This is a genomic window from Pseudofrankia inefficax, from assembly GCF_000166135.1.
Taxonomy (GTDB): Bacteria; Actinomycetota; Actinomycetes; order Frankiales; family Frankiaceae; genus Pseudofrankia; species Pseudofrankia inefficax.
The window spans coordinates 8,352,242-8,376,809 of sequence record NC_014666.1; the positions used below are offsets into that span (position 1 = coordinate 8,352,242).

22 protein-coding genes, 1 tRNA gene, 1 pseudogene and 1 riboswitch are annotated in these 24,568 nt (G+C 72.3%); of the genes and pseudogenes, 13 read left to right on the top strand and 11 right to left on the bottom strand.

The features are described from left to right. Nucleotides 1-25: 25 nt before the first annotated feature. Together FRAEUI1C_RS33890 and FRAEUI1C_RS33895 are read right to left on the bottom strand one after the other, a co-directional pair. Nucleotides 26-487: a CD225/dispanin family protein gene (locus tag FRAEUI1C_RS33890; protein WP_013427906.1), complete on the bottom strand. Its 462-nt coding sequence runs from the start codon at nucleotides 485-487 to the stop codon at nucleotides 26-28. A 239-nt stretch (nucleotides 488-726) separates the two neighbouring features. Further along, nucleotides 727-1,215 carry a CD225/dispanin family protein gene (locus FRAEUI1C_RS33895; RefSeq protein WP_013427907.1) on the bottom strand — a complete coding sequence of 163 codons (489 nt, stop codon included), beginning with the start codon at nucleotides 1,213-1,215 and terminating at the stop codon, nucleotides 727-729. Nucleotides 1,216-1,778: 563 nt separating this feature from the next. On the opposite strand from FRAEUI1C_RS33895, the gene FRAEUI1C_RS33900 reads away from it, so the two are divergent. Continuing rightward, entirely contained in the window at nucleotides 1,779-2,462 is a 684-nt protein-coding gene (locus tag FRAEUI1C_RS33900) for a TIGR03085 family metal-binding protein (RefSeq protein ID WP_041259818.1), read from the top strand. A 17-nt stretch (nucleotides 2,463-2,479) separates the two neighbouring features. Further along, nucleotides 2,480-3,073, top strand: a complete 594-nt coding sequence (locus FRAEUI1C_RS33905) for an NUDIX hydrolase (protein WP_013427909.1) — start codon at nucleotides 2,480-2,482, stop codon at nucleotides 3,071-3,073. A gap of 53 nt (nucleotides 3,074-3,126) precedes the next feature. Here FRAEUI1C_RS33905 and FRAEUI1C_RS33910 read toward each other — a convergent pair whose 3' ends face one another. Beyond that, a complete protein-coding gene (locus FRAEUI1C_RS33910) occupies nucleotides 3,127-4,056 on the bottom strand; it encodes a hemerythrin domain-containing protein (RefSeq protein ID WP_013427910.1) in 930 nt (309 codons plus the stop codon). Nucleotides 4,057-4,373: 317 nt separating this feature from the next. On the opposite strand from FRAEUI1C_RS33910, the gene FRAEUI1C_RS40575 reads away from it, so the two are divergent. From FRAEUI1C_RS40575 to FRAEUI1C_RS33925, 3 genes are all read left to right on the top strand, one after another. Then, a complete protein-coding gene (locus tag FRAEUI1C_RS40575) occupies nucleotides 4,374-5,102 on the top strand; it encodes a hypothetical protein (RefSeq protein WP_013427911.1) in 729 nt (242 codons plus the stop codon). Nucleotides 5,103-5,156: 54 nt separating this feature from the next. Further along, on the top strand, nucleotides 5,157-6,227 hold the full coding sequence (locus FRAEUI1C_RS42105; RefSeq protein WP_013427912.1) for a hypothetical protein: 1,071 nt from the start codon (nucleotides 5,157-5,159) through the stop codon (nucleotides 6,225-6,227). Nucleotides 6,228-6,758: 531 nt separating this feature from the next. Continuing rightward, nucleotides 6,759-6,933, top strand: a riboswitch (cyclic di-AMP (ydaO/yuaA leader). A gap of 79 nt (nucleotides 6,934-7,012) precedes the next feature. After that, nucleotides 7,013-8,005: a C40 family peptidase gene (locus FRAEUI1C_RS33925; RefSeq protein ID WP_232425222.1), complete on the top strand. Its 993-nt coding sequence runs from the start codon at nucleotides 7,013-7,015 to the stop codon at nucleotides 8,003-8,005. Between the two features lie 663 nt (nucleotides 8,006-8,668). Here FRAEUI1C_RS33925 and FRAEUI1C_RS33930 read toward each other — a convergent pair. The 3 genes from FRAEUI1C_RS33930 to FRAEUI1C_RS33940 form a co-directional block, all read right to left on the bottom strand. After that, nucleotides 8,669-9,307 (bottom strand): PHB depolymerase family esterase, encoded by a 639-nt coding sequence (locus tag FRAEUI1C_RS33930; protein WP_013427914.1) that lies wholly within the window; start codon nucleotides 9,305-9,307, stop codon nucleotides 8,669-8,671. A gap of 122 nt (nucleotides 9,308-9,429) precedes the next feature. Beyond that, the gene (locus tag FRAEUI1C_RS39965) at nucleotides 9,430-10,197 is read right to left on the bottom strand and encodes a type 1 glutamine amidotransferase (protein ID WP_041262131.1); all 768 of its coding nucleotides are present in this window, start codon (nucleotides 10,195-10,197) and stop codon (nucleotides 9,430-9,432) included. A 635-nt stretch (nucleotides 10,198-10,832) separates the two neighbouring features. Continuing rightward, nucleotides 10,833-12,134, bottom strand: coding sequence for a MurT ligase domain-containing protein (locus tag FRAEUI1C_RS33940; RefSeq protein ID WP_013427916.1), 1,302 nt, complete (start codon nucleotides 12,132-12,134; stop codon nucleotides 10,833-10,835). Between the two features lie 528 nt (nucleotides 12,135-12,662). On the opposite strand from FRAEUI1C_RS33940, the gene FRAEUI1C_RS33945 reads away from it, so the two are divergent. Together FRAEUI1C_RS33945 and tadA are read left to right on the top strand one after the other, a co-directional pair. After that, on the top strand, nucleotides 12,663-13,160 hold the full coding sequence (locus tag FRAEUI1C_RS33945; protein ID WP_013427917.1) for a tRNA adenosine deaminase-associated protein: 498 nt from the start codon (nucleotides 12,663-12,665) through the stop codon (nucleotides 13,158-13,160). Nucleotides 13,161-13,268: 108 nt separating this feature from the next. Beyond that, on the top strand, nucleotides 13,269-13,865 hold the full coding sequence (gene tadA / locus FRAEUI1C_RS33950; RefSeq protein WP_013427918.1) for a tRNA adenosine(34) deaminase TadA: 597 nt from the start codon (nucleotides 13,269-13,271) through the stop codon (nucleotides 13,863-13,865). A 500-nt stretch (nucleotides 13,866-14,365) separates the two neighbouring features. Here tadA and FRAEUI1C_RS33955 read toward each other — a convergent pair. The 4 genes from FRAEUI1C_RS33955 to FRAEUI1C_RS33970 all read right to left on the bottom strand — a co-directional run bounded on the left by FRAEUI1C_RS33955 (nucleotide 14,366) and on the right by FRAEUI1C_RS33970 (nucleotide 17,468). Then, nucleotides 14,366-14,452: transfer RNA gene (locus FRAEUI1C_RS33955), tRNA-Ser, on the bottom strand. 109 nt (nucleotides 14,453-14,561) lie between these two features. Beyond that, nucleotides 14,562-15,917: an NAD(P)/FAD-dependent oxidoreductase gene (locus tag FRAEUI1C_RS33960; protein ID WP_013427919.1), complete on the bottom strand. Its 1,356-nt coding sequence runs from the start codon at nucleotides 15,915-15,917 to the stop codon at nucleotides 14,562-14,564. Next, complete coding sequence (locus FRAEUI1C_RS40580; RefSeq protein ID WP_071587974.1) at nucleotides 15,914-16,543, bottom strand: ferredoxin; 630 nt, start codon at nucleotides 16,541-16,543, stop codon at nucleotides 15,914-15,916. The genes FRAEUI1C_RS33960 and FRAEUI1C_RS40580 overlap by 4 nt, the downstream gene beginning before the upstream one ends. 271 nt (nucleotides 16,544-16,814) lie before the next feature. Next, complete coding sequence (locus FRAEUI1C_RS33970; RefSeq protein WP_013427921.1) at nucleotides 16,815-17,468, bottom strand: ferric reductase-like transmembrane domain-containing protein; 654 nt, start codon at nucleotides 17,466-17,468, stop codon at nucleotides 16,815-16,817. A 780-nt stretch (nucleotides 17,469-18,248) separates the two neighbouring features. Here FRAEUI1C_RS33970 and FRAEUI1C_RS33975 point away from each other — a divergent pair. After that, complete coding sequence (locus FRAEUI1C_RS33975) at nucleotides 18,249-18,890, top strand: NAD(P)-dependent oxidoreductase (RefSeq protein ID WP_013427922.1); 642 nt, start codon at nucleotides 18,249-18,251, stop codon at nucleotides 18,888-18,890. Nucleotides 18,891-19,263: 373 nt separating this feature from the next. On the opposite strand, the gene FRAEUI1C_RS33980 is transcribed toward FRAEUI1C_RS33975, so the two are convergent. Then, nucleotides 19,264-20,688, bottom strand: coding sequence for a pyridoxal phosphate-dependent decarboxylase family protein (locus tag FRAEUI1C_RS33980; protein ID WP_049807066.1), 1,425 nt, complete (start codon nucleotides 20,686-20,688; stop codon nucleotides 19,264-19,266). A gap of 1,110 nt (nucleotides 20,689-21,798) precedes the next feature. On the opposite strand from FRAEUI1C_RS33980, the gene FRAEUI1C_RS41765 reads away from it, so the two are divergent. The 5 genes and pseudogenes from FRAEUI1C_RS41765 to FRAEUI1C_RS33995 all read left to right on the top strand — a co-directional run bounded on the left by FRAEUI1C_RS41765 (nucleotide 21,799) and on the right by FRAEUI1C_RS33995 (nucleotide 24,227). Continuing rightward, nucleotides 21,799-22,335 carry a hypothetical protein gene (locus FRAEUI1C_RS41765; protein ID WP_013427925.1) on the top strand — a complete coding sequence of 179 codons (537 nt, stop codon included), beginning with the start codon at nucleotides 21,799-21,801 and terminating at the stop codon, nucleotides 22,333-22,335. Between the two features lie 458 nt (nucleotides 22,336-22,793). Continuing rightward, a pseudogene (locus FRAEUI1C_RS41465) lies at nucleotides 22,794-23,285 on the top strand (DNA cytosine methyltransferase); the annotation flags it as partial. After that, entirely contained in the window at nucleotides 23,191-23,781 is a 591-nt protein-coding gene (locus FRAEUI1C_RS41470) for a hypothetical protein (protein WP_232425592.1), read from the top strand. The pseudogene FRAEUI1C_RS41465 and the gene FRAEUI1C_RS41470, both read left to right, overlap by 95 nt. Then, a complete protein-coding gene (locus FRAEUI1C_RS41475) occupies nucleotides 23,763-23,969 on the top strand; it encodes a hypothetical protein (RefSeq protein ID WP_049807069.1) in 207 nt (68 codons plus the stop codon). Before FRAEUI1C_RS41470 ends, FRAEUI1C_RS41475 begins: the two co-directional genes overlap by 19 nt. Nucleotides 23,970-24,032: 63 nt before the next feature. Further along, the gene (locus tag FRAEUI1C_RS33995; RefSeq protein WP_041259819.1) at nucleotides 24,033-24,227 is read left to right on the top strand and encodes a hypothetical protein; all 195 of its coding nucleotides are present in this window, start codon (nucleotides 24,033-24,035) and stop codon (nucleotides 24,225-24,227) included. The last annotated feature ends 341 nt before the right edge of the window (nucleotides 24,228-24,568 follow it).

The following is a 24,568-nucleotide window of genomic DNA, read 5'->3' on the forward strand; positions in this document are numbered from 1 at the left end:
CAGGCCCGGGTGCCGCGGTGAATCGCTAGCTGCTACTGCTGCTGATCGAGCCAATGATGATGACGAAAACAACGATGTAAAGAATCCAGAACGCGACTGCGGAAACGGCCGACACGATGCACCAGGTCCGCGCCCGCTTGGAGCAGTCAAGCGCACCCTGGATGTCGCCCAGCTGCTGCTTGGGCTGCACGCGGGTGGCGTTCACGATCGCCACGATGCCGGCCGGAAGGCAACAGAGCAGGGTGACGACGATCGACTGCCACAGGTAGTTCGGGATCGGCGCGCCACCAGGCGGCGGCGTCCCGAAGCCTCCAGGGGCCGGGTAGCCCGGCGGAGGCGTGCCATAGGCCGGCTGGCCATAGCCGGGCTGCTGGCCGTAACCAGGCTGCTGGCCATAGGGCTGCTGACCATAACCCGGCTGCTGGCCGTAACCGGGCTGCTGGCCATAAGGGTCGCCTGGGTTGCCGTAGGGCGGAGGAGTCGTCACGGTCGCGGGCCGCGCCTTTCGGTGAATTCCTGATCGCTCCCGTTACGGGAGCGCCGTCGGTTTCGGTACCGATCGAGATCGTGAAGCAGTCGGAGGGTCGGCGCCGAGGCGCGTCCGACAGGTCAGCCGAAGTTACGAGATACCGGGCTAGGCGCGCACACCGGGTGCCCAAGCCCGCGCGTCCACCGCACCGGACGACCAGCCAGCGACAGCCGCCTCGACAACCCGGGCCGCACGGGTCAGGCGTTGTAGGAGCTGTGGGTGGAGAAACTGGTGCTCATCGCACCGGTGGCGACGAGGATGATGTCGAGAACGATCAGCACCAGCCCGACGACCAGCGAGACGATGCACCAGGTCCGCGCCCGCCGGGACGCGTCCAGCGCCCCCTGGATGTCGCCCAGCTGCTGGCGGCTCTGGACGCGGGAGGCGTTCACGATCGCCACGACTCCGGCCGGCAGGCAGCAGAGGATCGTGACGACGATCGACTGCCACAGGTAGTTCGGGATCGGCGTGCCGCCGTACGGCTGCTGGGGCGGCCCACCGGCCGGGTAGCCGGGCAGTCCGCCGCTGTACACCGGCGGCTGCTGGCCATAGCCGTAACCCGGCTCCTGGGGCGCTCCGTAGCCACCCGGCGGGGGCCCCGGTTGCTGACCGTACGGGTTCGGGGAGCCGTACGGGTTCGGGGAGCCGTAGGGGTTCGGGGAGCCGTAGGGAGGTGGTGTCGTCACGGTCGGGACCGCGCCTTTCGATTCGTCGCGCTAGCCGCGCCCGGTTCTTTTGGACATCCGTGTCGACTGGTACCGGCTCGCCCCGCGACTCGGTGCGGGATGTCCGAAAGTCGACATCGCGCCCGGCCGACCCGCCGGCGGTTCCGGCCCAACCGGGTCGACGTCACGTTCTCCTCCTGCTCACCGCCAGACCACCACCCGAGCAGGTCCGTCCGCCCAGGCAGCGCGGCACATTGTGGCACAACCGGCCCACGCCACACGGGCCCCGCGCAGCCACAATGCCCAATGGCCGCACATATTCGCCCATGTCGGCCGGCCCACCCGGCCCGCGCGCCCAGACCGCCCGGCGACGTACCGGCGCGGCCCCGTGACCGGGGCCACCAGGCCCGTGGCCGGCCCTGGAACAGCCCACCGACGCGGCCGCACAGGCCGGGGCGATACAGCCGGCGACCGTCCCGCGAAAAATACGGGCGGAATACGACCGGACCCGGCTCTGGTAAAGCCCCGGCAAAGGGAATCCGTAGGCGATGCACGTCACGGCGCGGCGGACCTACAGTGCCCGCATGGGAAGCGCGCGCGACGAACGGGCACTGCTCGCGGACGTCATCGAAGCCGCCGGGCCGGATCACCCGACGCTGTGCGAGGGATGGGACACCTACGACCTCGTGGCACACCTGGTAACCCGGGAGCGGGTACCCAAGGCCAGCCCGGGACTGATCATTCCGAGGCTGCACGGGATCACGGAGCGCGCCGAGAAGGCGACCCGGACGGCCCGGCCGTTCCCCGAGCTGCTGACGGTCTTCCGGTCCGGGCCGCCGGCCTGGCAGCCGTCCCGGATCCGCGCGTTCGACGACGCCACGAACCTGGTCGAGTTCTTCGTGCACGGGGAGGACGTCCGCCGCGGCGGTGCTCCCGGCGCGGTGCCGGCCCGGGAGCTCAGCCCCGAGCTGCGCGAGAAGCTGTGGGCGTCGGTCCGCCGAATGGCGCGCCTGTCCTACCGCAGGGTGCCCTTCGGCCTGGTTCTCGAGCGGACCGACAGCCTCGAGCGGACCGACGGCACCGCGTCTTCTGTGTCCTCCGGCCCGAGCCGCGTCGTCGCCCGCAAGGGCGAGCCGGCCGTGACGCTGCGGGGCCCGGCCGCGGAGCTGCTGCTCTACGGGTTCGGCCGGCGGGCCGCCGCCCAGATCGAGGTCACGGGTGACCCAGGCCTCATCGCGACCCTGGAGAAGACGCCGCTCGGCCTGTAGCTGGCAGGCTGGGTGCCGTGGACGCGCCGCGCGAGGACCTGCCGACGACGCCGGAACCGCCGCCGGCCGCCCCCGCGGCGCTCGACCTGGCCACGGCTTCTCCCCCGGCCGAGGATCCGAACGGACCGGCGGACGCGACCGCGCGGGTGGCCGGCCGGGTGGTGCTGCTCGACCCGTCCGACGCGTTCCTGCTGATCCGGGCGCACGACCCGTTCCTGGCCGACTCGCCGACCTGGTGGCACGTGCCCGGCGGCGGTCTCGACCCAGGCGAGAGCCCCCAGCAGGGCGCGATCCGGGAGATCTCCGAAGAGGTCGGCATCCGGCTCACCGACGTCGGCCCCGTCGCCGCCACCCGGGTCTCCCGCTTCCAGTTCGCCGGCCGGCACTACGTCCAGCAGGAGTCCTTCTTCGTGGTGCGGCTGCCCGAGCGGGTCGACGTCGACGCCGCGGCGTGGACCGACCTGGAGCGCAAATCGACCCTCGACTGGCGCTGGTGGACCGTCGACGAGGTGCGCGCCACGGCCGAGACCGTCTACCCCCGCCGGCTCGCGTCCCTGGTCAGCGGCTGGCTCGCGCATGGCACCGACGAAGGGCCCGTGGACCTGAGCTGAGCGGCCGGCTGTGGTCCGCCGGTGGCGCCCGCCTCCAGACGGCCCGAGCGCGCTCAGCCGGGCCGCTTGCCCTCCCGCTCTCGGCCCGCCGGCGCCGCGACGGAGTCGGCCTCGGCCTTGCCCTTGCTGGGAAGGCCGCCCGTGCGCGGCGGCTGGCCCAGCAGCCAGGCTCCCCACGGGCCGACCCGGCCCGGCTCCCGCACCGGCGCCCAGGGCAGCTCGCGGGCGTCCATGGTGTCCAGCAGGACGTCGAACCGGCCCAGCACGCCGAATCTCAGCGTGCTGGCGAACGGCCCGCGGGCGAACAGGTACGGGTGCGGGCGGCTGGGCGCGCGCGGCAGCAGCCGCTCGTACTCGGCGACCAGCCGGTCCCGGCGCCAGGCGGGCGCCGCCTCGTCGTACTCGCGCAGCAGTTCCTCTTCGATCACGCCGTGGTCGGCGATCGCGGCCAGGAAGCCGCGGCGGAGCTCGGCGGTCGCCGCCCCCCGGCCGTGCGTGTCGCCCTGCGCGACCTGCTGGAGGCCGCGCATCGTCAGCACCATCTCGTGCGCGTCCGCGCGCAGCCGGGCGATCGTGCCCTCGGTATGCGGCAGCACCTGAGCCACGTCGGGATAGACCAGCCGGTCCATGGTCGCGAGGTGCTGGCACATCGCCGCGACGGCCGCGTCGCCGGCATGGTGAATCTGGCGAGGATCTGCGTCGCTCGGCGCCCCGTCGGCGACCCAGGCGGCGAGCCGGGTCGCGTCCCGGTGGACCGGGCCGACCATGCTGGCCAGTCCGCCCTGAGCCAGCGGCCGGCCCGCGGCCCGCGGCCCCGGCGCCGCGGCGCCGTCGTCCGCCCAGGCCCCACTGCCGATCCCGCCGGCCGCGGCCGGATCCAGCCGCGGCGGGGTGGCCTGAGACCGACGGTTCGCCCGCTTCGCCAGCCTGCTCGTCAGCCGCTTCGTGGCCGTCGCCGGCTTCGTCAGCGTCCTGTAGCGCATGTGCACCTCCTGGGCGCGGCGCCCGCTCCACCTGGGGCGGGAGCGCGGCCATGACAGCCTGGACGGGCACGCCCTGGCTCGGTCGGCCGCGAACCGACCAACCACCGAACACGGGATTCCTGCCCGCTCACGGCGTCGGTATGGCCGCCCGGGCCACGTCGACGCGATGAGACGGAAAGTAACCATCAGCGGCACCTTCTCGGTTACCGCCGCTAGCCGATCCACGTCCCGTTGTAGGTGGTGTTCAGCGAGCGCCATGGGCGTCAGAGCGGCAGCCCATTTTCTACGCTGCGGAAGATATCGACTACCCTTACGACATGGTTGGCACCGCTGCCCCGGGGTCCCCGCCGGCCTCCAGGAGCCGATCCGATCGGTTCGCGCTGCCGGACGGCGCGACCGTCATGGTGCGGCCGACCAGCCGGTCCGCCGACGCGCCGGCCAGCACCGGGGACGCGCCCGGCGCCCGATCCGCCGACCCCGACAGCACGACCGCGGCCGCGGTGGTGCGCGCCCGTGGGCAACTGGGGCAACTGCGTCTGCGGTTCCTCCAGGGGGAACTGCCGCCGCTCGGGCACGTCATCGTCCGGCACCGGCTGGCGATCCCGGGTGGGTCGGAGGCGCCCTGGGTGCTCGCCCGGTCCTGGCGGACCAGGGCCCGGCTGGAGGGCCGCTGCCTCAACGACGCGGTCCACCCGTCGCTCGCCCACATCCGGATGGGCCGGGCGGTCGTCGTCGACGTCGACCAGGTCGTCGACTGGGCGATCGTCGACGCGTGCGGCTCGGTCATCGACGGCGGCTGGAGCCGGGACCTGCGCTGGGCGCCACCGGCTCCCGAGCAGCCACCGCCGGCACCCAGGCCACCGCTGCCCACCGGCGCACCGCCGCGCACCCGGCTGACCACCGGCGCACCGGCGCCGAACCCCCCGGGCCGCCAAGCCGTCACCCGCCGAACCGCGGGCCACGGACCCGTCGCCGCACCGACGCTGAGCGAGCCCCAACCAGTGATGAGGCCATCGCTTTCCGTCGTGGATACGTCTACGGACTAGCGAGACGGGGTATCTTGCCGCGCTTCCTCGCGGTCTGGGCTACCGTTACGAACCGTGTCGGATGTGACCGGCCCGCACAGCCTCACTGGACCGGAACGGGCGATCGACAGCGCCTACATTCACGTCACCGTGCCCGACGGCACCGTCGACGGGCCGTCCGGCTCCGGCCCGGACGTCCTCCCCGCCGACGGCCTGGCTCCAGGTGGCGTGGACCCGTCGGCCGGGCCTCGCCACGCGACGACCGGAAACGGCCTCGGCGCCGGCGAAGCCGTGCCGCCCGCCGGGTTCGCGGTCCACGATGGGGCCGGGTTCGCGGCCCAGGATGGGGTCGGGCTCGCGGCGTCTGACGGGGCGGGGTTCGCGGTCGGACCAGGGCTCGCCGCCGGACCCGCGTTCGCGGTCGAGCGCGGGTTCACGGTCGGGGATGGCTTCGCGGTCGAGCACGGCCTCGGTTCCAGGGCCGCGTACGCGGGGCCGGACGGCTTGGAGCCCGAAGGCACGGCAGCCCCCGCCGGGTACGACACCGGCGGCCCACCGGCGGCCGCCGACCCGACGCCGCCGTCCTTCGCGGACTACTTCGGCGCCCTGGTTCCGACCAGACCACAGCCGCTCGCTTCAGCCCCGGCGACGCCGCCCCCTGGGACCGAGCCGCCCTCCCCGCCTGGCCCGTACATCCCGGCGGTGCTGCAGTCCTCCACGGGGCCGCAGGACCAGCTGGACCAGCAGACCCCGCCAGGCGGATGGGAGGACCAGCGGTTCCCCGGGATCGGCCGCGGCGACATGCTGGAGCTCGCCGGCCGCCTCGAACAGCTCGACCAGCTGCTGGACCGGCTGGAGGAGGCCAAGCGGCAGGCCGCCGACGCGAGCGAGCACCTGGTGCTCACCCGGCGCTGGCAAGAGGAGACGGTGCGCACCATTCAGGAGGAACGCGCCCGGATGCGCCAGCGCCAGCACGCGCTCGACGAGCTCGCCGAGCGAGCCAGGGCCGCGGTCGAGGCGATGCAGGCGATGCACCGGACCGTCCCGCGCGAGGTGCTGGAGCTGGCGATCGAGCTGCAGGTGCTCGACCGGGCCGGCTTCATCACTCGGCGCGCCCCGCGCCAGCAGCCGGGCGAACTGCCCTAACGGCAGGGGAAGCGGCCGCGACGGGGCCCGCACTCGGGCAGTCGACTCTCGGTCACCGGCTCGGTTGCCACGGGCGACCGAGCCCGGCTCCCCGTAGCGATTTGGGACCTTGGTCCTTACCTTTGAGTCCTATTACCTTGTACGGCAACCACATTTAGGGTGATGCGCGTCTAGCCCGATAGGCCCACTCGGCATAGGGGGTGTGCCCGTTACCACACCCCCGGGGCCCGCCACGGAAAGTGTTCGCTCCGTGGTCTTCCGGGGCGATCATGACATCTTCGCGTAGTGTCAAGATTACCGGTAGTACCGACCGGGGCGGTCGCAACCCCCGCCACCCCAGACAGACGGCACCACCGATAGCCGTCCGCGACCGGGGCCGTGACAGAGCGACACACCGTCTGTGAACCGACGTTTCGTGAAAGACCAGACGTTTCGGCGGTACCTGCGTTTACCGTCATCATCCACGTGGACTAGTCTTCTCCACGACGTCAGCCCAACCACCGGACCGAACGCCGAATCCTGCCCGCGGTCCCGGTGTCCCCTCCGAGTCGTCACCACGGGCAGGAGCGGGGGAACCACCCGTGCAAGACCGGCCGGCGCGAAAGCGCTGGCCTTGGGGTGAAGCCCCTCGCGCGCCAGTCGCGCGGGGGCCGGGCAGCCCAGCCCGAACCCGACAGCTCACCTCGTAGGCGTACGGGAAGGACCAGCGAGACTTGTCTGCGCCCTCCGTTTGGGATACCGACGCCCGGCTCAGTACCAGCCGGGGCCGTCACCGCGGCCTTTCCGTGGTCGCCAAGGCGAAAGGCCGGACCGCGGTCGCCGCGGCCACGACCGGCGCCATCGCCGTATCCGGTATCGCTCTTGCCGGCTGTTCCCCAGCCGCGGACCACACAAACGACGCCTTCACCGGTGACGGCACCACCACGACCGGTCTGAACCTCGCGAGCGCCCTCGGCGCCGGGGGGAGCAGCGGCAGCACCATGGTCCACCCGGTGAGCCTCGCCTCGACCCTCGCGTCCGCGGACAGCGGCACGGCGTCCGACCTGGCCGCCCCGGCGCTCGCCTCGAAGGCCGACGTCGACCTGCACATCACGAACCCGAATGTGAACGTCTACGCCGACCAGGCGGTCGAGGTCGGCTTCCAGCTGACCAACAAGGACACCAACCAGCCGCTGGCCAACCAGCTGGTCAAGGTCCAGGTGAAGCTGCCGACCGGGTTCGCCACCTTCCTGCACCTGACGACGAACGGCAGCGGATACACGTCGTACACCGCGCGGGTGCTCACCACCACCCAGATCACCGCGGTATTCGACGGCACCGACGCGCTGCAGTCCGCGGTCTCGGACAACGTGGGCACGCTGAACGTCCTGGCCAAGCCGGCCGTGTCGGCCTCCCGGGGCATCACGATCAACGCCCCGACGAACGGCGACCTCGGTTCGAAGGCCGTCTACCTGGCCTCGCTGCAGGCCGGCAAGCCCTACGTCTACGGGGCCAACGGACCGGACTCGTTCGACTGCTCCAGCCTCGTCCAGTACGTCTACAAGCAGCTGGGCCGCAACCTGCCCCGGACGGCGGAAGCCCAGTACGAGGCGACCCTCCACGTCGACTCGGCGCACAAGCAGGTCGGTGACCTGATCTTCTTCGGCTCGCCGGGCAGCATCTACCACGTCGGCATCTACGCCGGCGACGGGCAGATGTGGGCCGCGCCGCACAGCGGCGACGTGGTCAAGCTCGAGTCCATCTACAGCACGACCTACTACGTCGGGCGCGTCCTGTAAGGACCTGGCCGCCTCCGGGCGGCCGGCCGGTCCCTCGGACCGGCGGCGCGGAAACCGGCGAGGTAGCCCGGCCCGATCGGCGACGGCCGATCGGGCTTGGCGAACCGGCTGACGAAACACCCGTCGTGGTGGCCGGCCAAGCGGAAATCCGCGCGGCCGCCCCGGCGGGCGGCTGGCGGTCCTTCACCGAGCCCGTCCCGGCGAACTCACCCTCGGACCAGCGCGACGCGGCCTGACTCCGCGCGAAGCGCTCCCTGACGGATCTCCCGCTGTCGCGGGCCGGATCGGTCATGGGCCCTGTCCTGGCGCCCCGTCCGACCTCGGCGACGCCGCGATCCTCCGTGCTGGCCGCGTGACCACCGGCTCGCCGGTGCCATCGTGGCCGGTTCCCGCACACCTCCAACCGGCGCGGCCCCTGGTCGCGCCCCCACGCTCGTCCGTCGGCGCCGCCTAGGGCTTCCCCCTCCCGCCCTCGAACTGACGCCTCCGGACGAACCGCCGGCCGATCCCCCTCGGCCCGGCGGCGGCCCGACCGGTCCCCCCCGGATCCGGGCCGGCCAGGCGGCGCCGCTCTTGCCGGGTCTTCCCCCCACCCGGCGAGGGCGGCGCCAGCCGACCCCAGACCTGCCGTCCCGTCGCCTTGAGGGCGGCGCTAGCTCGGTTTCAGGTCTTCTTGTTGGAGGAGAAGGTCCACAGCCGGGCCGCCGCGTTCTTGTCCAGGGTGGCGACGCGTTCCCGGTCGGTCGGGACCTCGGTGTCGCAGTTCGGGCCCGGGTCGGGGTCGAACTGGCCAACGACGCCGATCGCCGCGAACTGGGACGGGTTGGCACAGGCGAGGGCGAGAGCCAACCGGGCTCCCTCGCCGAGGCCCCAGATGTAGACGCGGCTCCCGTCGACCGATGTCCAGTCCTTGGACATGTAGGTGACGACGTCCTTCAGGTACTGGGCGTCGGCGCCGTTGGGGTCGACCTGCCACTGGCTCGCGACCGGCTCCGGATAGACGAGCGCGAAGTGCTTGCGGTCCGCCAGGGTCGAGGCACCGCTGTCCGTCTCGAAAATCTTGGTCTTGGTGTTGTCATCCGACAGCACGAGGACCAGTGGGACCTTGCTCTTCGACTTCTCCTTGGCGTGGATCAGCACCAGGCGCCCCTTGGACGCGTACTGGTCCGGGAGCGCCTTCTCCTTCGTCTTCGCCGATCCGTTGCCGTGGGCGACGGTCCAGAGCACAGCGATCACGACGACAGCGATGACGGCTGTCTTGCTGTTCTTCTTCCACCACGCGGAGATCGGGTTCGCGGCCACGCCACCAAAGGAATCACACTAGGCACCGCCGTGGCGCCGGTTTGCGCCACCAACGTGGCCTCAGCCGTGCCTCCGTGGCATGACGGCGCCCACATCGCCCCTGGCCGAGCCAAGGTCCTTGCTCAGGCGATCTCCAGGGCCCGTAGCCGCGCCGCGCGCAGGGCATCGACCTCGGGCGGTCCAGGCAGCGGCGGCAGTTCACCGTGTACCCAGGACAGCAGCAGATCGGCGACGGCGGGATTCTGCGCCAGCAGCGGGCCGTGCAGATAGGTCCCGAGCACCGTGCCGTGGACCATCCCGTCGGTGCCGTCCTGAATGCCGTTACCCAGGCCGAGCCGAACCTTGCCGAACGGAACCCCACGCGCCTCCGGCAACGGCCTGGTTCGGCCACCGTGGTTCTCGTAGCCGAGCACGGTCGGCAGCCGCAGCGACGGGTCCGGGTCCAGCACGATGTCGCCGACGACCCGGGGCGGCAGCGGCGCCTCCGGCGGGTCGAACGAGCGGCGGGTCTCGACGCCGATCAGCCCGAGACCGTCGTAGATCTTTCCCCCGGCCGGGAAGGTCGCACCGATCACCTGGTAGCCGGCACAGACCGCGAGCACCGCCGCGCCGCTGTCGACGGCGCGGGTGATCGCGTTGTTGCGCAGCAGGCCCTCGGCGGCGAGGGTCTGCGGTTCGTCCTCGCCGCCGCCGAGCAGGTAGATGTCGCAGCTCGCCGGCACCGGCTCTCCCGCCGGCACGCTGACGACCTCGGCCGCCATCCCGCGCCAGCGCAGCCGCTGGGCCAGCACGATCGCGTTGCCGCCGTCGCCGTACGTCCCGAGCAGCTCCGGGTAGATGAGCGCGATCCGGGTGGTCGACTCGCGGCTGCGCCGCGCCCTGGCCGGCACGGAGAACTGCCGGGACGACCCGTCGGCGAACGCGTCGTCGCGCCGAGCCGGCAGCCGCGAATCATCCGGCCGTGGCCGGGCCGGCGCGGGTTCGAACAGGTGCGCGGCCGGGACCTGAGGCGCCGCGTAACGACGTGGCGGCAGCGCCGGCGGGCCGCCGTGATCCGCCGGGTGGGTCGCGGCCGGGTTCGCCTGAGCCTGGTAGGGCGGCTGGGGCGGGTACGCCTGGCCGGGTGGATCCGCCCGGGACGGTAGCTGCCCGGCCGCGGGCGGAAGCTCGGGCCGCCCGGGCGGAAGCTCGGGCCGCGCCGGGCCGCGCCGCACCGGCAGACCCCGCGCGGGGTACGGCCCCGGCGGCAGTTCGTCCGGGTGCTGGTAGATCGGACGAGTGTGCTCGTACGGGTCGGCGGCCGGCGGAGCCTGGCGCTGACCAGCTGGAGCGCCGCCGTACGGGCCGCCACCGTACGGCGCCCCGCCGTACGGGCCGCCGCCGGCCGGATCTCCCCCGGGCGGTCCGAATCCCGGCTCGGGCTCGAAGCCAGGCTGCTCACGCGGGGGCCACTCGCGGCCGGGCTCGCGGGGGTCGTCGTCCTGGCGGCGGTTGCGGGAGCCGCGCGGCTCCGGCTGGAAGAGGCTCACCAGGCACCGCCGGGGGCGGGCGCCAGCGGCGCGGCGGGCGGGCGCGGCGCGGGCGTGGTCCGCACGAGCAGGTCACGGAACGCGGTGTAGTTCGCGACGACGTCCAACCTGCTGTCACCGGCCGCGTCGGCCGCCTCCTCCGCGCTCGGGTGCACGGTGTGCCGAACGCCGGCGTAGGCCAGCCGCACGCTCATGTCTTCCTTCCGATCCCCGGTGACGAGAACCGGACGGCCCGCCAGCCGCTCGAACGGCACGTCCCAGATCCAGGACGGATCACGCCCGTCCGCGGTCTGCGAGTTGAAGTCGACGATCAGGCTGCGCGGCGGCGTGGAGTTGATCAGTTCCATCATCTCGACCCAGCCCGCTGGGTTCTTCGCCAGCAGCATCCGGGCCCGCGTTCCGGACGACCCAAGCAGCACGTCCTGGTAGCGGCCCTGGACATCCCCGAGGTCGGTCATCGCGGCCAGCGCGTCCTCGACGGGTACCCCGAACTCGCGGGCCGCCGCGGCCGCCATCGCCGCGTTGCCGAGGTTGACCCGGCCGGGCAGGCCGATCGACGCCCTGATCGTGTGACCGAACCACATGATCTCGTTGGGCCCGGTCACCGCGACGATCGGCTCCGGGCGCGCCAGCCCGCACTCCGACCACCAGCCGGACTCGTTGCGGTGCAGCAGCCGCGCGCACTGCGGGCAGACCATCGCGTCCGCGGTCCAGTTCTGCCCGACCGAGACCCAGACCTGCTTCGACCAGGTCATCGCCGCCCAGGTGACGAGCGGGTCGTCGACGTTGGCGACGACCGTGCAGTCCCCCAGCTCGGTGCCGAGCTCACGCCAGATGGCGGCGATCCGGCGGGTCTCGTTGGAGCGGTCGAGCTGGTCGCGGCTGATGTTGAGCAGCGCCACCACCCGTGGCCGGACCTGGCGCGCCACCTTGGGCAGCCAGATCTCGTCCACCTCGAGGGCGGCCGCCGCGTCATAGGGCGGCCGGGCCAGCGCCGCGAGCACGCCGGGAGCCATGTTCGCCCCGCCGCTGTTCGACTTCACCGGGCCAAGCGTGCCCAGAGCCCTGGCCAGCAGCCGGGTGGTGGTCGTCTTACCGTTGGTGGCGGAGACGCAGGCGATCGGCCTGCCGCTGCCGACCTCTTCGAGGGCGTGCGGCGAGACCCTGAGGGCGAGCTTGCCGCCGATCATCTCGCCGGAACCCTTGCCCAGCCGGCGAGACGCCTCGGACGCCAGTCGCTCGACGGCAAGCGCCGTCTTCGTCCTCGTGGAGAGGCGGCGCGGCAACGGAGTCATCATGGCGATTTCTACAGTGCCACGCCGCCGTGGCGCTGTGGCGGCGACCCCGCGACCTGTCCCCGCTTGCCCCGCTCGTCCCCGCCCACCGCGGGCGACCGGGCCAGCGATCACCCCCGGGGCAAGGTCGCCTCCCCGGCCGACTCCCGTCCGCGGGCCTCCTCTCGACCCACCCAGGCCACCGCAAATATGACCGAATGGGATAAATGCGAGCCGACAGGGCTTCGGCGAGCATTCAGACGCCTCGGTCCCCGGGGGATTGCCACCATCGCCCTCCGCGGAGTATTCGGATGGTGTCGAACCAGGCCCTCGACCACCGTCAGCACCGGTCCGCGCAGTCCTCTCCGGCCGCAAGGCCCGGGGTGGGCGGGGCGGGCGGCCCCCGCGAGGGTGGCCTGGAGCGACGCGGTGCGCCGGGCGAACGGGACGGCGCGAGAATCACGGTACGGAGGCATCGACCCCTCCGAACCGAACGGCGTTGCGAGCAAAAGACTGACGATCCACCAGCTTTGACGATGTGAGGACACCACGGTGAGCACCAAGGCCGTCGCGATCGCGCGAGAGGACGACCGGTGGAGGGCATACGACCTCGACCCCGCCGAGCTCGAGGACCTCGACGCGTTGATCGACGCGATGCGTGATCTCGGCGACGGCCTCGTCGTCGCCTTCGTCGAGGAGGACGACGAGTACCTGGCGATCATCAGGATCGACGAGGACACGTCCGACCCCCGGGTCTTCCTCTCCGACCGGCGCGTCCTCGGGACCTCCGGCCTGGCCGAGGCCCTGCTGGCCGACGCGCTGCCGCTGCCGGCGCCGCGTGGCGGGGACGACGATGACGAGGACGAGGACCAGGCCGTCATGCTGCACGCCCAGCCGATCGGGGATCTCGATCTGCTCGACGACCTCGGTACGACGGCAGAGGCACTCGTCGCGTTGATCGCCGAGGAGGGCATGCTGCCCGGCGACGTCGTCGCCGCGATCAGCGAACGGGCGGGCGCCGGCGAGATCCTCGACGAGGTCCGCGGCTGACCGGGAGCGCGGCGAGCCGGCGGCCGTCGGGGCCTCGCGTCGTGACCGGCGCCGGCCTGCGTGACCGCGGGCTCGCAGCCTCGCGACGTCTGACCGGGTTCAGCCGCCATGTCTGACCCGGCCCCCGGGCACCCCGCCGAGCCGGTGTCGCCGGTCCGGCTCACTGAACAGGCAGAGCCGACCCAGCCTGCTGGGCCGATTCGGCTCGCCGAGCCGGCAGGGCCCGGCCGTGACCTCGCGGCGATGCGGCTTGCACTCGCCGAGGCGGCGCTCGCCGCCGCCGGCGGGGATGTGCCCATCGGTGCCGTCGTGATCGGCGCCGATGGCACCGTCCTCGGCCGCGGTCACAACATCAGGGAAGTCGCCGCCGACCCGACCGGGCACGCCGAGATCGTGGCCCTCAGGGCCGCGGCGACCGCTGTCGGCGAGTGGCGCCTCACCGGGGCGACCCTGGTCGTCACCCTCGAACCGTGCACCATGTGTGCCGGCGCCCTCGTGCTCGCCCGGGTCGACCGCCTCGTCTACGGCGCCATCGACGAAAAGGCCGGCGCGGTCGGCTCGCTGTGGGACGTCGTCCGCGACCGCCGCCTCAACCACCGCCCAGAGGTCATCACCGGCGTAGCCGCGCCCGACTGCACGGCACTCCTGGACACGTTCTTCGCCAGTCGGCGAACCCCCCGAAGGCCCCACTCCGACGACCGCTAGGCACTCGCCTCAAAGCCTTCACGCCAGCCGCGAAGATCGGGATCAACGCCGTCTCCGGCAGGGTTCGCCGGGTTTCGAATCTCCACGATTCGCCGTCTTGGCCGTCCGGTGATCGGGAAGCCGACGCACGGAGTCCAGTCCCCACAACGCGGCAACCGCACCCACCATGATCGCCATTCGAGCCCTGGAATGGCCGTAGAAACGCCCTCGCCACGACCACCCCAGGGCCAAGACACCGATCAAGCCAACGGGCCTGCCTTAGCTGGCCGCGGCGCTGGCCCCGGCATCCGGAAAGATCTCAGATCCGCAGCCGTCACCATTCCAAGGCCGCAGACCACCCCAGCTAGCCACGACCGAGACCGGATGATCAGGGAGGGGAACCCGACCCGTCGGAGGCGAAGCCTCCGACCCGGGGGTTCCAGGGGGTCGCCCCCCTGGGCAGACATTGCGAGCCCCCGGTGAAGCTGCCCCGAAGGGCAGCGAACAGGGCAGGCCGCCGGCGGTGGAGGTGGGATTTGAACCCACGGAGGGGTTGCCCCCTCACACGCTTTCGAGGCGTGCGCCCTCGGCCACTAGGCGACTCCACCGCAGGTGAGCTTACTAGACGGAGATGGTCAGATGGCGCGGGGCCAGCGCCGATCTAGCCCGGCCCGCGAATCAGGCAGTGGATCAGCCAGTGGATCAGTCCGTGGCGGATCAGACCGTGGTCAGCCGGTCTCCGATCGCTGGGGTGGCGGCAGGGAAGGGCGCGTCGAGGGGCCAACCGATGAGGTCGGTGTACTCCAGCAGGCGGGCGCCCGCGTTGGCGCTGACCGCGCCGACCACGATGCCCTTGCGGGTGTAGACGGCCACGAACTCGAGGGCCTTCGGCGAGCCCTCGGCCAGCCGGCAGGTGTCGGCGAGGCCGGGGCGCCCGACGCCCTGCAGCCGGACGCCGAACTGCTCGGTCCAGAAACGTGGCACCGGGGTGAACGGCGGCGCCACCTCGGGGCCGAGCAGGAGTGCGTCGGCGGCCGCCTGGCCGTGTTCGGAGGCGGTGATCCAGTGCTCGACCCGTCGGGGGATCCGGTCGAAGAGCAGGTTGGGCCAGCGGGCGACGTCTCCGGCGGCCACGATCGAGGGGACGACCGCGGGGCTACCGCCGTCCATGTGGACCGCGTGGGTGGTTGGCCCGGTCAGCACTCCGTCGCTGATGTCCAGGCCGGAACCCTGCAGCCACCGCACCGCGGGCAGGGCACCGACGGCGACCACCGCGACGTCCGCGTCGACGCGGCAGCCGTCGTCGAGCCAGATGCTGACGCCCACGCCGGGCCGGGACCGGTCGGTCTTCGAGTCTGCGGTCGCCCAGCGGACGGGGTTGGCGCCGAGCAGCAGGCCGACGCGGTTGCGCCGGTGCAGCCGGGTCATCAGGCCGCCGACCCTGGCCCCCACCGCGCCCGACATCAGCGCGTTGCCGCGGCCGATCAGGGTCACGTCCAGGCCGCGGCCGCGCAGGCTGGACGCGATCTCGCAGCCGATGAAGCCGGTGCCGATCACCGCGATGTGCCGCGTCCCGTCGGCCAGCCGGCGGCCCAGGCCACGGCCGTCGGCCATGTCGCGCAGCGACCAGACGTAGTCGGACCACAGCGGGGCGCCGGGCAGGTGGCGGGACTCGACGCCCGTCGCGATCACCAGGCCGTCGTACTCGACCTCCTCGCCGCGCGCGAGCAGCAGCCGGCTGCGTTGGACGTCCAGGCCGAGGGCTCGGGTACCCAGTCGCCAGGTCGCGTCGAGCTCGCGGTAGACGGGCAGCTTCAGGTCGCCGAGGCGGCCCGTCCTGGCCAGCAGCTGCTTGGACAGCGGGGTGCGGTTGTACGGCTTGTGCGGTTCCTCCCCGACGAACACGATCGATCCGTCGAAGCCACGCTCCCTCAGACGCTCGGCCGCGCGCAGCCCGGCGATGCCGGCGCCCGCGACCACGACGGTGCGCGGCCGCGGCCGGTGCTCGAGGCGAGCCCGGCCGACCTTCGCCAGCGCGTGCGCGATGTCCGGACTGGGACGGTGCCTGATCATCTCGAGTCGTTCCCCAACGTGATCGCCTGCATGGGGCACAGGCGGGCCGCCTGCCGAACGCTTGCCATCAGGTGCTCCGGCGGCGCCGCGTCGTAGTAGAGCCGGCCGTCCCGGGAGACCAGGAAGCTCGCGGGAGCCTCCTGCTGGCAGATCGCGTAGAGGTGGCAGCGGTTGTTGTCGACGCTCACCACGGCCGGCTCGGAGCGCCGGCGCACGCCGCCGCCCGACCTGCGCCGGGCGTTCGGCCGGAAGGCGGGCGGCGCGGCGCGGCGGCCCACGGCCGAGCCGCCGAGGTGGGTGAGCGGCACGACGTCCAGCGGGCCGGTCTCGACGATGCCCGGCAGCGGGCCGGTCGACGCCGGCAACGGGAGCGGGACGCTCGGCTCGATCACCTGCGGTCCCGTGTCCGGCACCGCGGGCAGCCGATCGCTGGTCTGGTCCGGCCGAGGCGACAGGTCGACGCGCGGAGCGTGGCCGTAGGGGGGCGTGTGCCGGCCCGCGAACTGCCTGGGCACCGGAACCGCCGCGGCCTCATACGGCGGATCGGTGAAGGGGGCCGAGGCGGCCCCGTTGGACGGCCAGAACGGATGCGCCCACTCGCCCGGGGGCGGCGGAGGCGGCAGCACGCGCGACGCCCCCGGCGGCGGGGTGCAGGGAGCCTGTGGCGCCGGCGGCCACGGAGCGGACGGCGGTGGTACCGGCGGCCACGGCCGCAAGGACGACGGCCGAGGTTCCGGCGGAGGCTGCCGCGGCGGCTGCCAGGGCCAACCATCCGGCGGCGGGCTGGCCCAGCCCGTCATCCCGGCCTCCGGCCCGGCGGGCGGCGGCCCCTGCATCCAGCGTGACTCCCAGCCGGCCTCGTGGACGGAATCGACGTGGATACCCGGCTCGCCCTCGTCACCGACGGTAGATGCCATCTTCGAATGCCTCCACTACGTCGAACCAGGTGTCGTTCTCGTCCTGGCGCCCAGCGGGTGAGAGCACGCGCAGCACAAGCAGTGCCGTCGGGACGAACAGGGCGGCCGTCATCGCGGCCCAGATGATGCCGAAATGGTGCTCCCGGGACGCCCAGGCGCTGTGCACCGCGATCAGGATGAATCCGGGGTATGCGAGCCAGTGGAAACGGTGCCATCGGCGATAACCGGCGCGGTGCTGGAACCAGATCGACAGCGCGACCAGCACCACGATCTCGAGGCCGAGGATTCCTGGTATCACGTCGGCCTTGGCGCCGCCCCACGGCAGCCAGATCCGGCTCTCCGTGTAGTACGCGTCGTGCCGGAAGAAGTGCACCTGTGCGTGCACGACCGACGCGGCCAGCGCGAGGATCGCCAACGTCATGTGGGCGCCGTACAACGTCTGTCGACGGATATGCCGCTCCGGCAGCCTGGTAATGAGCAGCAGGCCCCAGATGACGGTTGCCGCCATCAAAAAGAACGCGGTGTAGCCGAGTATCCCGGCGATATGACCCAGCGTAGCGTCGGTGGTGACGCCGGGTCGAACCGCTGGTCCCGCAGCGGTTCGTATGATCGTTCCGGACGCGGTGTGCGCCATCGTCGCATCGCGCGGAACGGTCGTATGTGCCAAAGCTGGTTGCGCCAAAGCTAGTTGTGCCAAGGTATCCTCCGGGCTTTCCCCCCCGGTAGTACCTCGGCACGAACCGTAGCAGAGTCGTCCGATCCGAGCCAGACCGGACACTCGGCGGCCACGGGGGCGAAAGGCACGGGCGCCGGATCCGGCCGACCGGGGAGTGCCTCGCCTGGGCATGCCCCAGGCCTCTTCGTCCGGCCTCGCACCGGCCCGCGCCCTTGATCGCGGCGACGGCCCAACGCCGGTGCCGGGCGGCGAGAGCTCCCGACCGGCCGGTACCGAGGCCCGGCGGGTCGCCACCGCCGCGACACGAACCGGCGCCGCGTCATCTCCGGCTCGTCCGGCACGTCCGACGCGTCAGTTCCCGCGATATTTTCCGGTCGCGGAAGCCTGCGCCCACATCCTTTCCAGGCCACTCCAACCGGGCGTCACAGGAGGATAGAATTCGCCGGATTTTCCGCAGAAAGACCGGCCAGCCTGCTCGATGTTCTGGCGGCGTTGCCGGTGGCGGGCAGAATCTGGGTGCGTGCGGGCGCAAGGGCGGGTATATCCACGGGTCGGGTTGCGGCGGCCGGCCGGCATGCAATAGTCATGGCGAAGGAAAAAGAATGCGGATCATGACTCCACTGGAAGGTCGCCGCGCGGCCCGGAGAATGATTTTCCAAATGTGATGGGCAGCGCTTGTCTATAGATTCTTTGGTGGAGCGTGACGCGCAACCTATCCCCGCCAGGAGGTAACGAAGAATGGCAAGGGTTGTGGTGTTCGGCGCGTGCGGCAAGGTTGGCCAGTCCGTCGTCAACGAGGCGATCCGGCGCGGCCACAAGGTCACCGCGGTCGCTCGCGACGAGGCGAAGCTCAGCAAGCTGTCCAGGAAGGCCAATGCCGCTGTCGGTGACGCCACTTCGCGCGACTCGGTGCACAGCCTCGCGGACGGTGCCGACGCGGTCGTCGTGGCCGTCGCCGGCAACGACAAGAAGATCTGGGCGAACGCCGCCCGGACGATGATCGACGCGCTGAACAAGCAGGGCGACAGCGCGCCGCGCCTCATCCACGTCGGCCACGGCGGCACCCTCGAGGACGGGCAGGGTGCCCGCATCCTCGACGACCCCGAGTTCGCGAACAACATGCGCAAGGACGCGCTCGGCCAGGCGGAGGCCCTCGACGTGCTGCGCGCCTCCAAGGGCGTGCGGTGGACCGTGATCTGCCCGCCGCCGGTGCAGCTGGTGCAGGGCAAGCGCCGGGACACCTACCGCACCGGCACCGACCAGCCGGTCCAGGACGGCCGCGGCAACATGGCGATGTCGACCGACGACCTCGCGGTGGCCATCATCGACGAGATCGACAAGGCCAAGCACGTCAACCAGCGCTTCACCATCGGCTACTGACCCACCAGATCGGCCATTGACCCACCAAGCCGGCGGATGAACGGCGGCCAGCGGGGACGGGGTTTCGCGGAGTTTCTCCGTCCACCGCCGGCCGTCGACCTCCCCGAAGGTCCGCGCGGCGCGCGCCGTTGACACGCGCGCCGCGCGGATACCTTTTCTCGTCGTTCCTCGGCGTCATCCCGAATCACGGACAGCGACGTCCGTAAATCCAGCGATGACCCGAAATTCCCACGCGGCGTCCGGACGCCGCCGCGGCTCGGTACGCGCACACGCCAGCGCCGACGTCAGTGTCGACCACGGACGCGGACGTGCGCCCGCCACCGCCGCCGCCCCCGGAAGTCCGCTCAATGCCGAGCGGCTTCCGGGGGCTTCCTCACGTCACCGGTCCGGGATCGGCGAGCATTGTGTCGAGGATCAGCTCGGTGTCCTTCGGAGTCGTGCGCGGCGACACTATGGCGAACCGTGCGAGCGTCTCCCCGTCATGCACGGTGGGCGTGACGAAGGCCAGCCCGTCGCGCAGCAGCCGGTCGGACCAGGCGTGATACTGCGCCGGCGTCCAGCCGAGCCGCCGGAAGACCACGACGGAGAGTTCCGGCGCACCGACAAGCTCCAGACAGGGCCTGGCTCTGATCTGGTCGACGCACGCGGCCGTGGTACGCAGCGCGCTCTCGACCGCCTCGGCATAGGCACGCGTGCCGTGCACCGCGAGCGAGAACCAGAAGGGCAGCCCACGGGCCCGCCGGGACAGCCCGACCGCGAAATCCGACGGGTTCCAGTCGCCCGACCCCAGAACGTCCAGGTAGCCGGCCTGCTGCGTGTGCGCGGCCCGGGCCAGTACGGGGTCGCGGTAGATCAGCGCGCAGGCGTCGAACGGAGCGAACAGCCACTTGTGCGGGTCGACGATCAACGAGTCGGCCAGCTCGAGGCCGTCGAACCGGGCCCTCGCCGACGGCGCCGCGATCGCCGCCAACCCGTACGCGCCATCGACGTGCAGCCAGAGCCCGCGCTCGCCGGCGGCCTCGGCCAGCCCGCGCAGATCGTCGACCAGGCCGAACTGGGTGCTTCCGGCCGTCGCGACGACGGCGAAGACGCCGGCCCGCTGGTCGCCCGTCAGACCGTCGAAGGCCGCGGCGAGTGCCGCGCCGGTGAACCGCCCGCTGGTGCCGGAGGGAGCGACGACGACGTCGACGTCCATCACCCGGGCCGCCTCGGCCAGCGAGGAGTGCGCCTCCTCGCCACAGACGAAGCTCCAGCGAGCGGGCGGGACCGACGTGCTGTCCGCCGCCTCGGCTGCCCGCGCCGAGCGGCGGGCGCGCGCAGTGTGCCGGGCCGCGACCAGCGCGGAGAGGTTCCCGACGGTGCCGCCCGGGACGAAGACACCGCCGGCCGACCGCGGCAGACCGGCGAGGTCCGCGAGCCAGCGCAGCGCCTGGTTCTCCGCGTAGACCGCTCCGGCGCCTTCCAGCCAGCTGCCGCCGTAGATGGACGAGGCGCCGACGACCAGGTCGAACAGCACCGCGGCCCTGGTCGGCGCCGCCGGGATGAACGACAGGTAGCGCGGATGATCGGTGGAGATGCAGGCACGAGCCAGCACCTCGTCGAACAGCCGCAGCGCCTCGGCGCCACCGAGGCCATCAGGGGTGACCGTCTCGCCCGCGCGGGCGGCGAGCTCCGCCGGTGACAGCGGCGCGTCCAGCGGTGCCGGATCGAGCCGCAGGCGTTCCTGCGCGTAGGCGATGACCGCGCTGGCCAGCTCGGCCGTCTGGTCGTCGTACCGGTGCACGGTGCGCCTTTTCATCCAACCGACGTCGGGCAGGCACGCGAGGTTCCGGCGGACGCTGAAAGGTCCGTCGTCTCGCGCCTTCTCCCGAGCGCTGGCCGACCGTCAGCTGGCCAAACGGCCCCGATCGGTCATCCACTCACCCAGTTGAGTTCTGCTCCAGCGAAACCGTCCGGGAAACCGATCCCGGACGGTTCTCGCTCAGGCCTCCTGCTTGCCCTTGCGCTGACGAAGGAAGAACCCGCCGGTGGCGAGGGCGACCAGCAGCACGACGATGCCGACACGCTTCATGACAACCTCCGAAGAAGTACCTGTCGAAGACTCAGAACGGCGACAGTGAGCCGCCGTCGGCCGAACCGGGCGACGTCGTGACAGTTGTCGGTGGGAGGAACGTTCGACCGCGCGCCTCGCGGCACGTGGCCGGCGTCCTCGGCAGGGCTCCGACTGATTGTCACGGCGAGGTTTCCAACCGGCTGGGCCAGAGCATGCCACGCGTCGCCCGGCGACGGTGCGGCGGCACCGGCACGTGCCCGGCTTGCCCCAAACATCCGGCGAGCCGCCACGCCCACGACCAGCGCCGATTCGCGCCACCCGGGCGACGGTACGACCCGATGTCACCACCATCACACCGCTACGGGACCTGGTTGGGCCGCCCGTTGCCTGGTTGTTCGACGCCCTTCGCCGGTTTGGGACCTGGCGGGCGCAGGCTCCGCGGCCGTCGCCTCGAAGCGAGTCCAACCGCCCCCTCAGACGCGTTTCTCGGTCAGATTCGCCCGAACAGCGGGGCCGGTCGGCGACCCACGCCAGGCTTCCACGATCGAAGATCGCGACCCGCGGCTCAGTCCAACTCACAGCGGCGGCTATTTCCCGCCGATCTGCGCATTCACGCGTCGCGATCGTCGTATTCGCGCTGGCCACGTTCGATGTCGCCCGAGAGCTCCGGTCCGGGTCCGTCTCACGGTCCGGGTGCGCCTCACGGTCCGGGTGCGTCTCACGGTCCGCGTGCGCCTGCCGTCCCACGGTCATATCTGGATCCCAGCCACGCCACAGCCTCAGCACAGCCAGCCTCGCCATGGTGGCCGCCACGGATGGATCTCGACCATCCGACGACGCCCGCCTAGGAGGATCATGGACGGCCGCAGGATTGCCAGCCTGACGCGACGATGGCGCGCCCCTCGCGCGAAGGGCGGCCGCTGGCTGGCCGTCCCGGCCCTGGTGCTGGCTCTCGGTGCGTGCGGCACCAGCGGAACCAGCGCCGCGCAGTCAGGCAACGCGACCACCGCCGGCTCTGGCGCCTCCGCCGGTACCGCCAGCAGCGCCATGAGCGCCTACACCTCCTGCCTGGCCCAGAACGGCGTGACCCTGCCGACCCCGTCCGCCGGGCCGGGTGGCGGGGCCGGACAGGGTGGCACACCACCATCGGCGCAGGGCGGCACACGACCGCAGGGCGCTCGCCCATCGGGGTCGCCGCCCTCGGGGATGCCGAACGGCGGCCAGGACGCGGGCGCGCCGGGCGGAGGCGCGCCGGGCGGTGCCCTGTCGACCGCGGCGCCGGCCGGAGTCGACGCACAGACCTGGGCGAAGGCCCGCACCGCCTGCGCCTCACTCGCTCCGACACCACCAGCGGGCCAGACCGCGGCACCCAGCGCGCAGCCGACATCCTGATCGGTGTGCCCACGGCCTGGACCCACCCGCGGGACAGTCCTGGACATGCCACGGGCCGCGCCTGGCGGTGACAGCCAGGTCAGCGGCCCGTTAGAGATCTTCCATCGCGGATGATCAGAGCGGAGGACGGGGGATTCGAACCCCCGAGGGTGTGAACCCAACACGCTTTCCAAGTCGGCGCGCAGTGGTCCGGCGTGGTCCCACCCCGCTCGGATCGTGGTACCCGTGTGGTCTCGTCAGGCCGTCGGACGGGGCTTGATCGCGAGGAATGAGACCGGATCTGAGACCGGTCCACTGGGTGCGGCGTTCCGACGGGCGCGGGCGGGTGGCGGTCCGACGCGCCCGCCGAGCACGGCGCGCCAGCGCCGCGCGCAGGCGGCAGCGCGGCGGGCCGCCGGGTCCTGGCCGCGCACGGCGCGTGCGGCGCACCCTGCCCCCGACTCGGCCGGCGGTGCGGCATGAGGGTGCTGTCGCTGTGCTCGGGTATCGGCGCGCTCGACCTCGGGTTGGAGCGCGCCGGCCTGACGACGGTTGGTCAGGTCGAACGTGATCCCTTCTGCCAGCGGGTGCTGGCCCGACACTGGCCGGAGGTCCCGCGCCATGACGACGTCCTCACCACCACCGAATGGTGGACCGCCCAGCCTGACCGGCCCACGGTCGACGTCGTCGCGGGAGGCTTCCCCTGCCAGCCCGCCAGCGTCGCCGGCGCCCGACGCGGGTCCGCTGACGAACGCTGGCTGTGGCCCGGCGTCCACCACGTCATCGACACCCTCCGCCCCCGGTTCGTCGTCCTGGAGAACGTCCCCGGGCTGCTGTCCCTGCGTCCCGGTCGCCCGGCTGGAGGCGGGGAGCTGGGTGACGCCCCAGGCGTCCCTGTGGGGCTCGGAGCCGTTCTCGGCGACCTGGCCGCGAGCGGGTATGACGCTCGCTGGGACTGCATACCGGCTGCGGCCGTCGGCGCCCCTCACCGCCGAGACCGCTTCTGGCTCATCGCCGTCCTGGCCGATCCCAACGGCCAGCGCCGGGGAACGCGGTGGGCGGGGCGACCTGCACGCCCAGGCGACCACCGGGAAGACGTCGCGCCGGCGGGACTGGCCGACCCCGACCGCGAGCGACGCCACGTCCGGCCCGGGACACGCGGCCACCTCGCAGGGCAGCCCGAACCTGCGGACCGCCGTGACCCATTGGCCGACCCCGACGGCGAGTCTCGGGGACGCCCGCCGTGGGATGCCCTCGCCGGACGTGGCCCGGCGTCGGCTGGAGTCGGGCCGGCGCAACCTGGACGACGCGGTGATGTGGCCGACCCCGACGGCGCGGGACTCGACCCGCGGGGCTGGCTGGGACGGGCCTGGCCGACCCCTGTCCGAGACGGCTGGTGGACGCCTGAACCCCGAATGGGTGGAACTGATGATGGGCCTGCCCCCGGGGTGGACCCAGGTCGACTGACCCCGGAGCCGTGGGAGCGCGGAACGCCCCGGCTCGCGACCGGCATCCCCCACCAGACCGAACGCCTGCGCGGCCTCGGGAACGCGGTCGTCCCGCAGGTCGCCGAGCACGTCGGCCGCATCCTGCTCGACCTCGCCACCCGGGTCGACGTGCCGGGTGGTCCAGTGATGGCGGCAGCGACCACATGACCGTCACCGACGCGCCGAGCGTCCTGCCCGGCAGGCCCACGCGCAGGCGCGAGAATGCTCGCCATGCCCCTGCTGCCCGGCCCGCGCCTTCGAGGCGCGGTCCTCGCCGCATTGGCGACCACGGCCGGAGCATGCGCCGGATACGACTCGACGCCGACGCGGTTCGAGCTGGTCATGCTGTCGATCTGCATCGCGCTGACAGCGATCATCGCCTTCGACGCGGCAACACCCAAAAAAATCATGAACCTCACGTACTAAGTCCCTCGCCCTCATGGCTGGGGCAGAGCGTGATCCCTCCGGAGAGCTGGCGGGCTTGCCCCTACCGCCGGGTTCTCGACCGTGCAAGATCCGCCAACGCTCCCCTCACCCGAACCTCAACCGTGCGGATCTTGCGCGGTCGGGGTTCCGGTGGTAGCCCTCGGGCGCCAGATCTGCGGAGTGATCACGCGGACATGTACCCGTTCTTCCCTCCCCCTCTGGATCTGGCCGGGGGGTTCGGGGGGCAGCGCCCCCTGAGGTCTTCACCAGACGACAACCGCCCCGTGCCGATCATCCGGCCCGGGGCGGTTCTGCTTGTCCGGCCGAAGGCCGGTCTTGAA

What these genes read in the sequence shown, in the direction of transcription:
- FRAEUI1C_RS33900 (WP_041259818.1), top strand. Translation starts at nt 1,779, where the DNA reads ATGGGAAGCGCGCGCGACGAACGGGCACTGCTCGCGGACGTCATCGAA.
- FRAEUI1C_RS33910 (WP_013427910.1), bottom strand. Translation starts at nt 4,056, where the DNA reads ATGCGCTACAGGACGCTGACGAAGCCGGCGACGGCCACGAAGCGGCTG.
- FRAEUI1C_RS40575 (WP_013427911.1), top strand. Translation starts at nt 4,374, where the DNA reads ATGGTTGGCACCGCTGCCCCGGGGTCCCCGCCGGCCTCCAGGAGCCGA.
- FRAEUI1C_RS33940 (WP_013427916.1), bottom strand. Translation starts at nt 12,134, where the DNA reads ATGATGACTCCGTTGCCGCGCCGCCTCTCCACGAGGACGAAGACGGCG.
- tadA (WP_013427918.1), top strand. Translation starts at nt 13,269, where the DNA reads ATGTCTGACCCGGCCCCCGGGCACCCCGCCGAGCCGGTGTCGCCGGTC.
- FRAEUI1C_RS33960 (WP_013427919.1), bottom strand. Translation starts at nt 15,917, where the DNA reads ATGATCAGGCACCGTCCCAGTCCGGACATCGCGCACGCGCTGGCGAAG.
- FRAEUI1C_RS33970 (WP_013427921.1), bottom strand. Translation starts at nt 17,468, where the DNA reads ATGGCGCACACCGCGTCCGGAACGATCATACGAACCGCTGCGGGACCA.
- FRAEUI1C_RS33975 (WP_013427922.1), top strand. Translation starts at nt 18,249, where the DNA reads ATGGCAAGGGTTGTGGTGTTCGGCGCGTGCGGCAAGGTTGGCCAGTCC.
- FRAEUI1C_RS33980 (WP_049807066.1), bottom strand. Translation starts at nt 20,688, where the DNA reads ATGAAAAGGCGCACCGTGCACCGGTACGACGACCAGACGGCCGAGCTG.
- FRAEUI1C_RS41765 (WP_013427925.1), top strand. Translation starts at nt 21,799, where the DNA reads ATGGACGGCCGCAGGATTGCCAGCCTGACGCGACGATGGCGCGCCCCT.
- FRAEUI1C_RS33995 (WP_041259819.1), top strand. Translation starts at nt 24,033, where the DNA reads ATGCCCCTGCTGCCCGGCCCGCGCCTTCGAGGCGCGGTCCTCGCCGCA.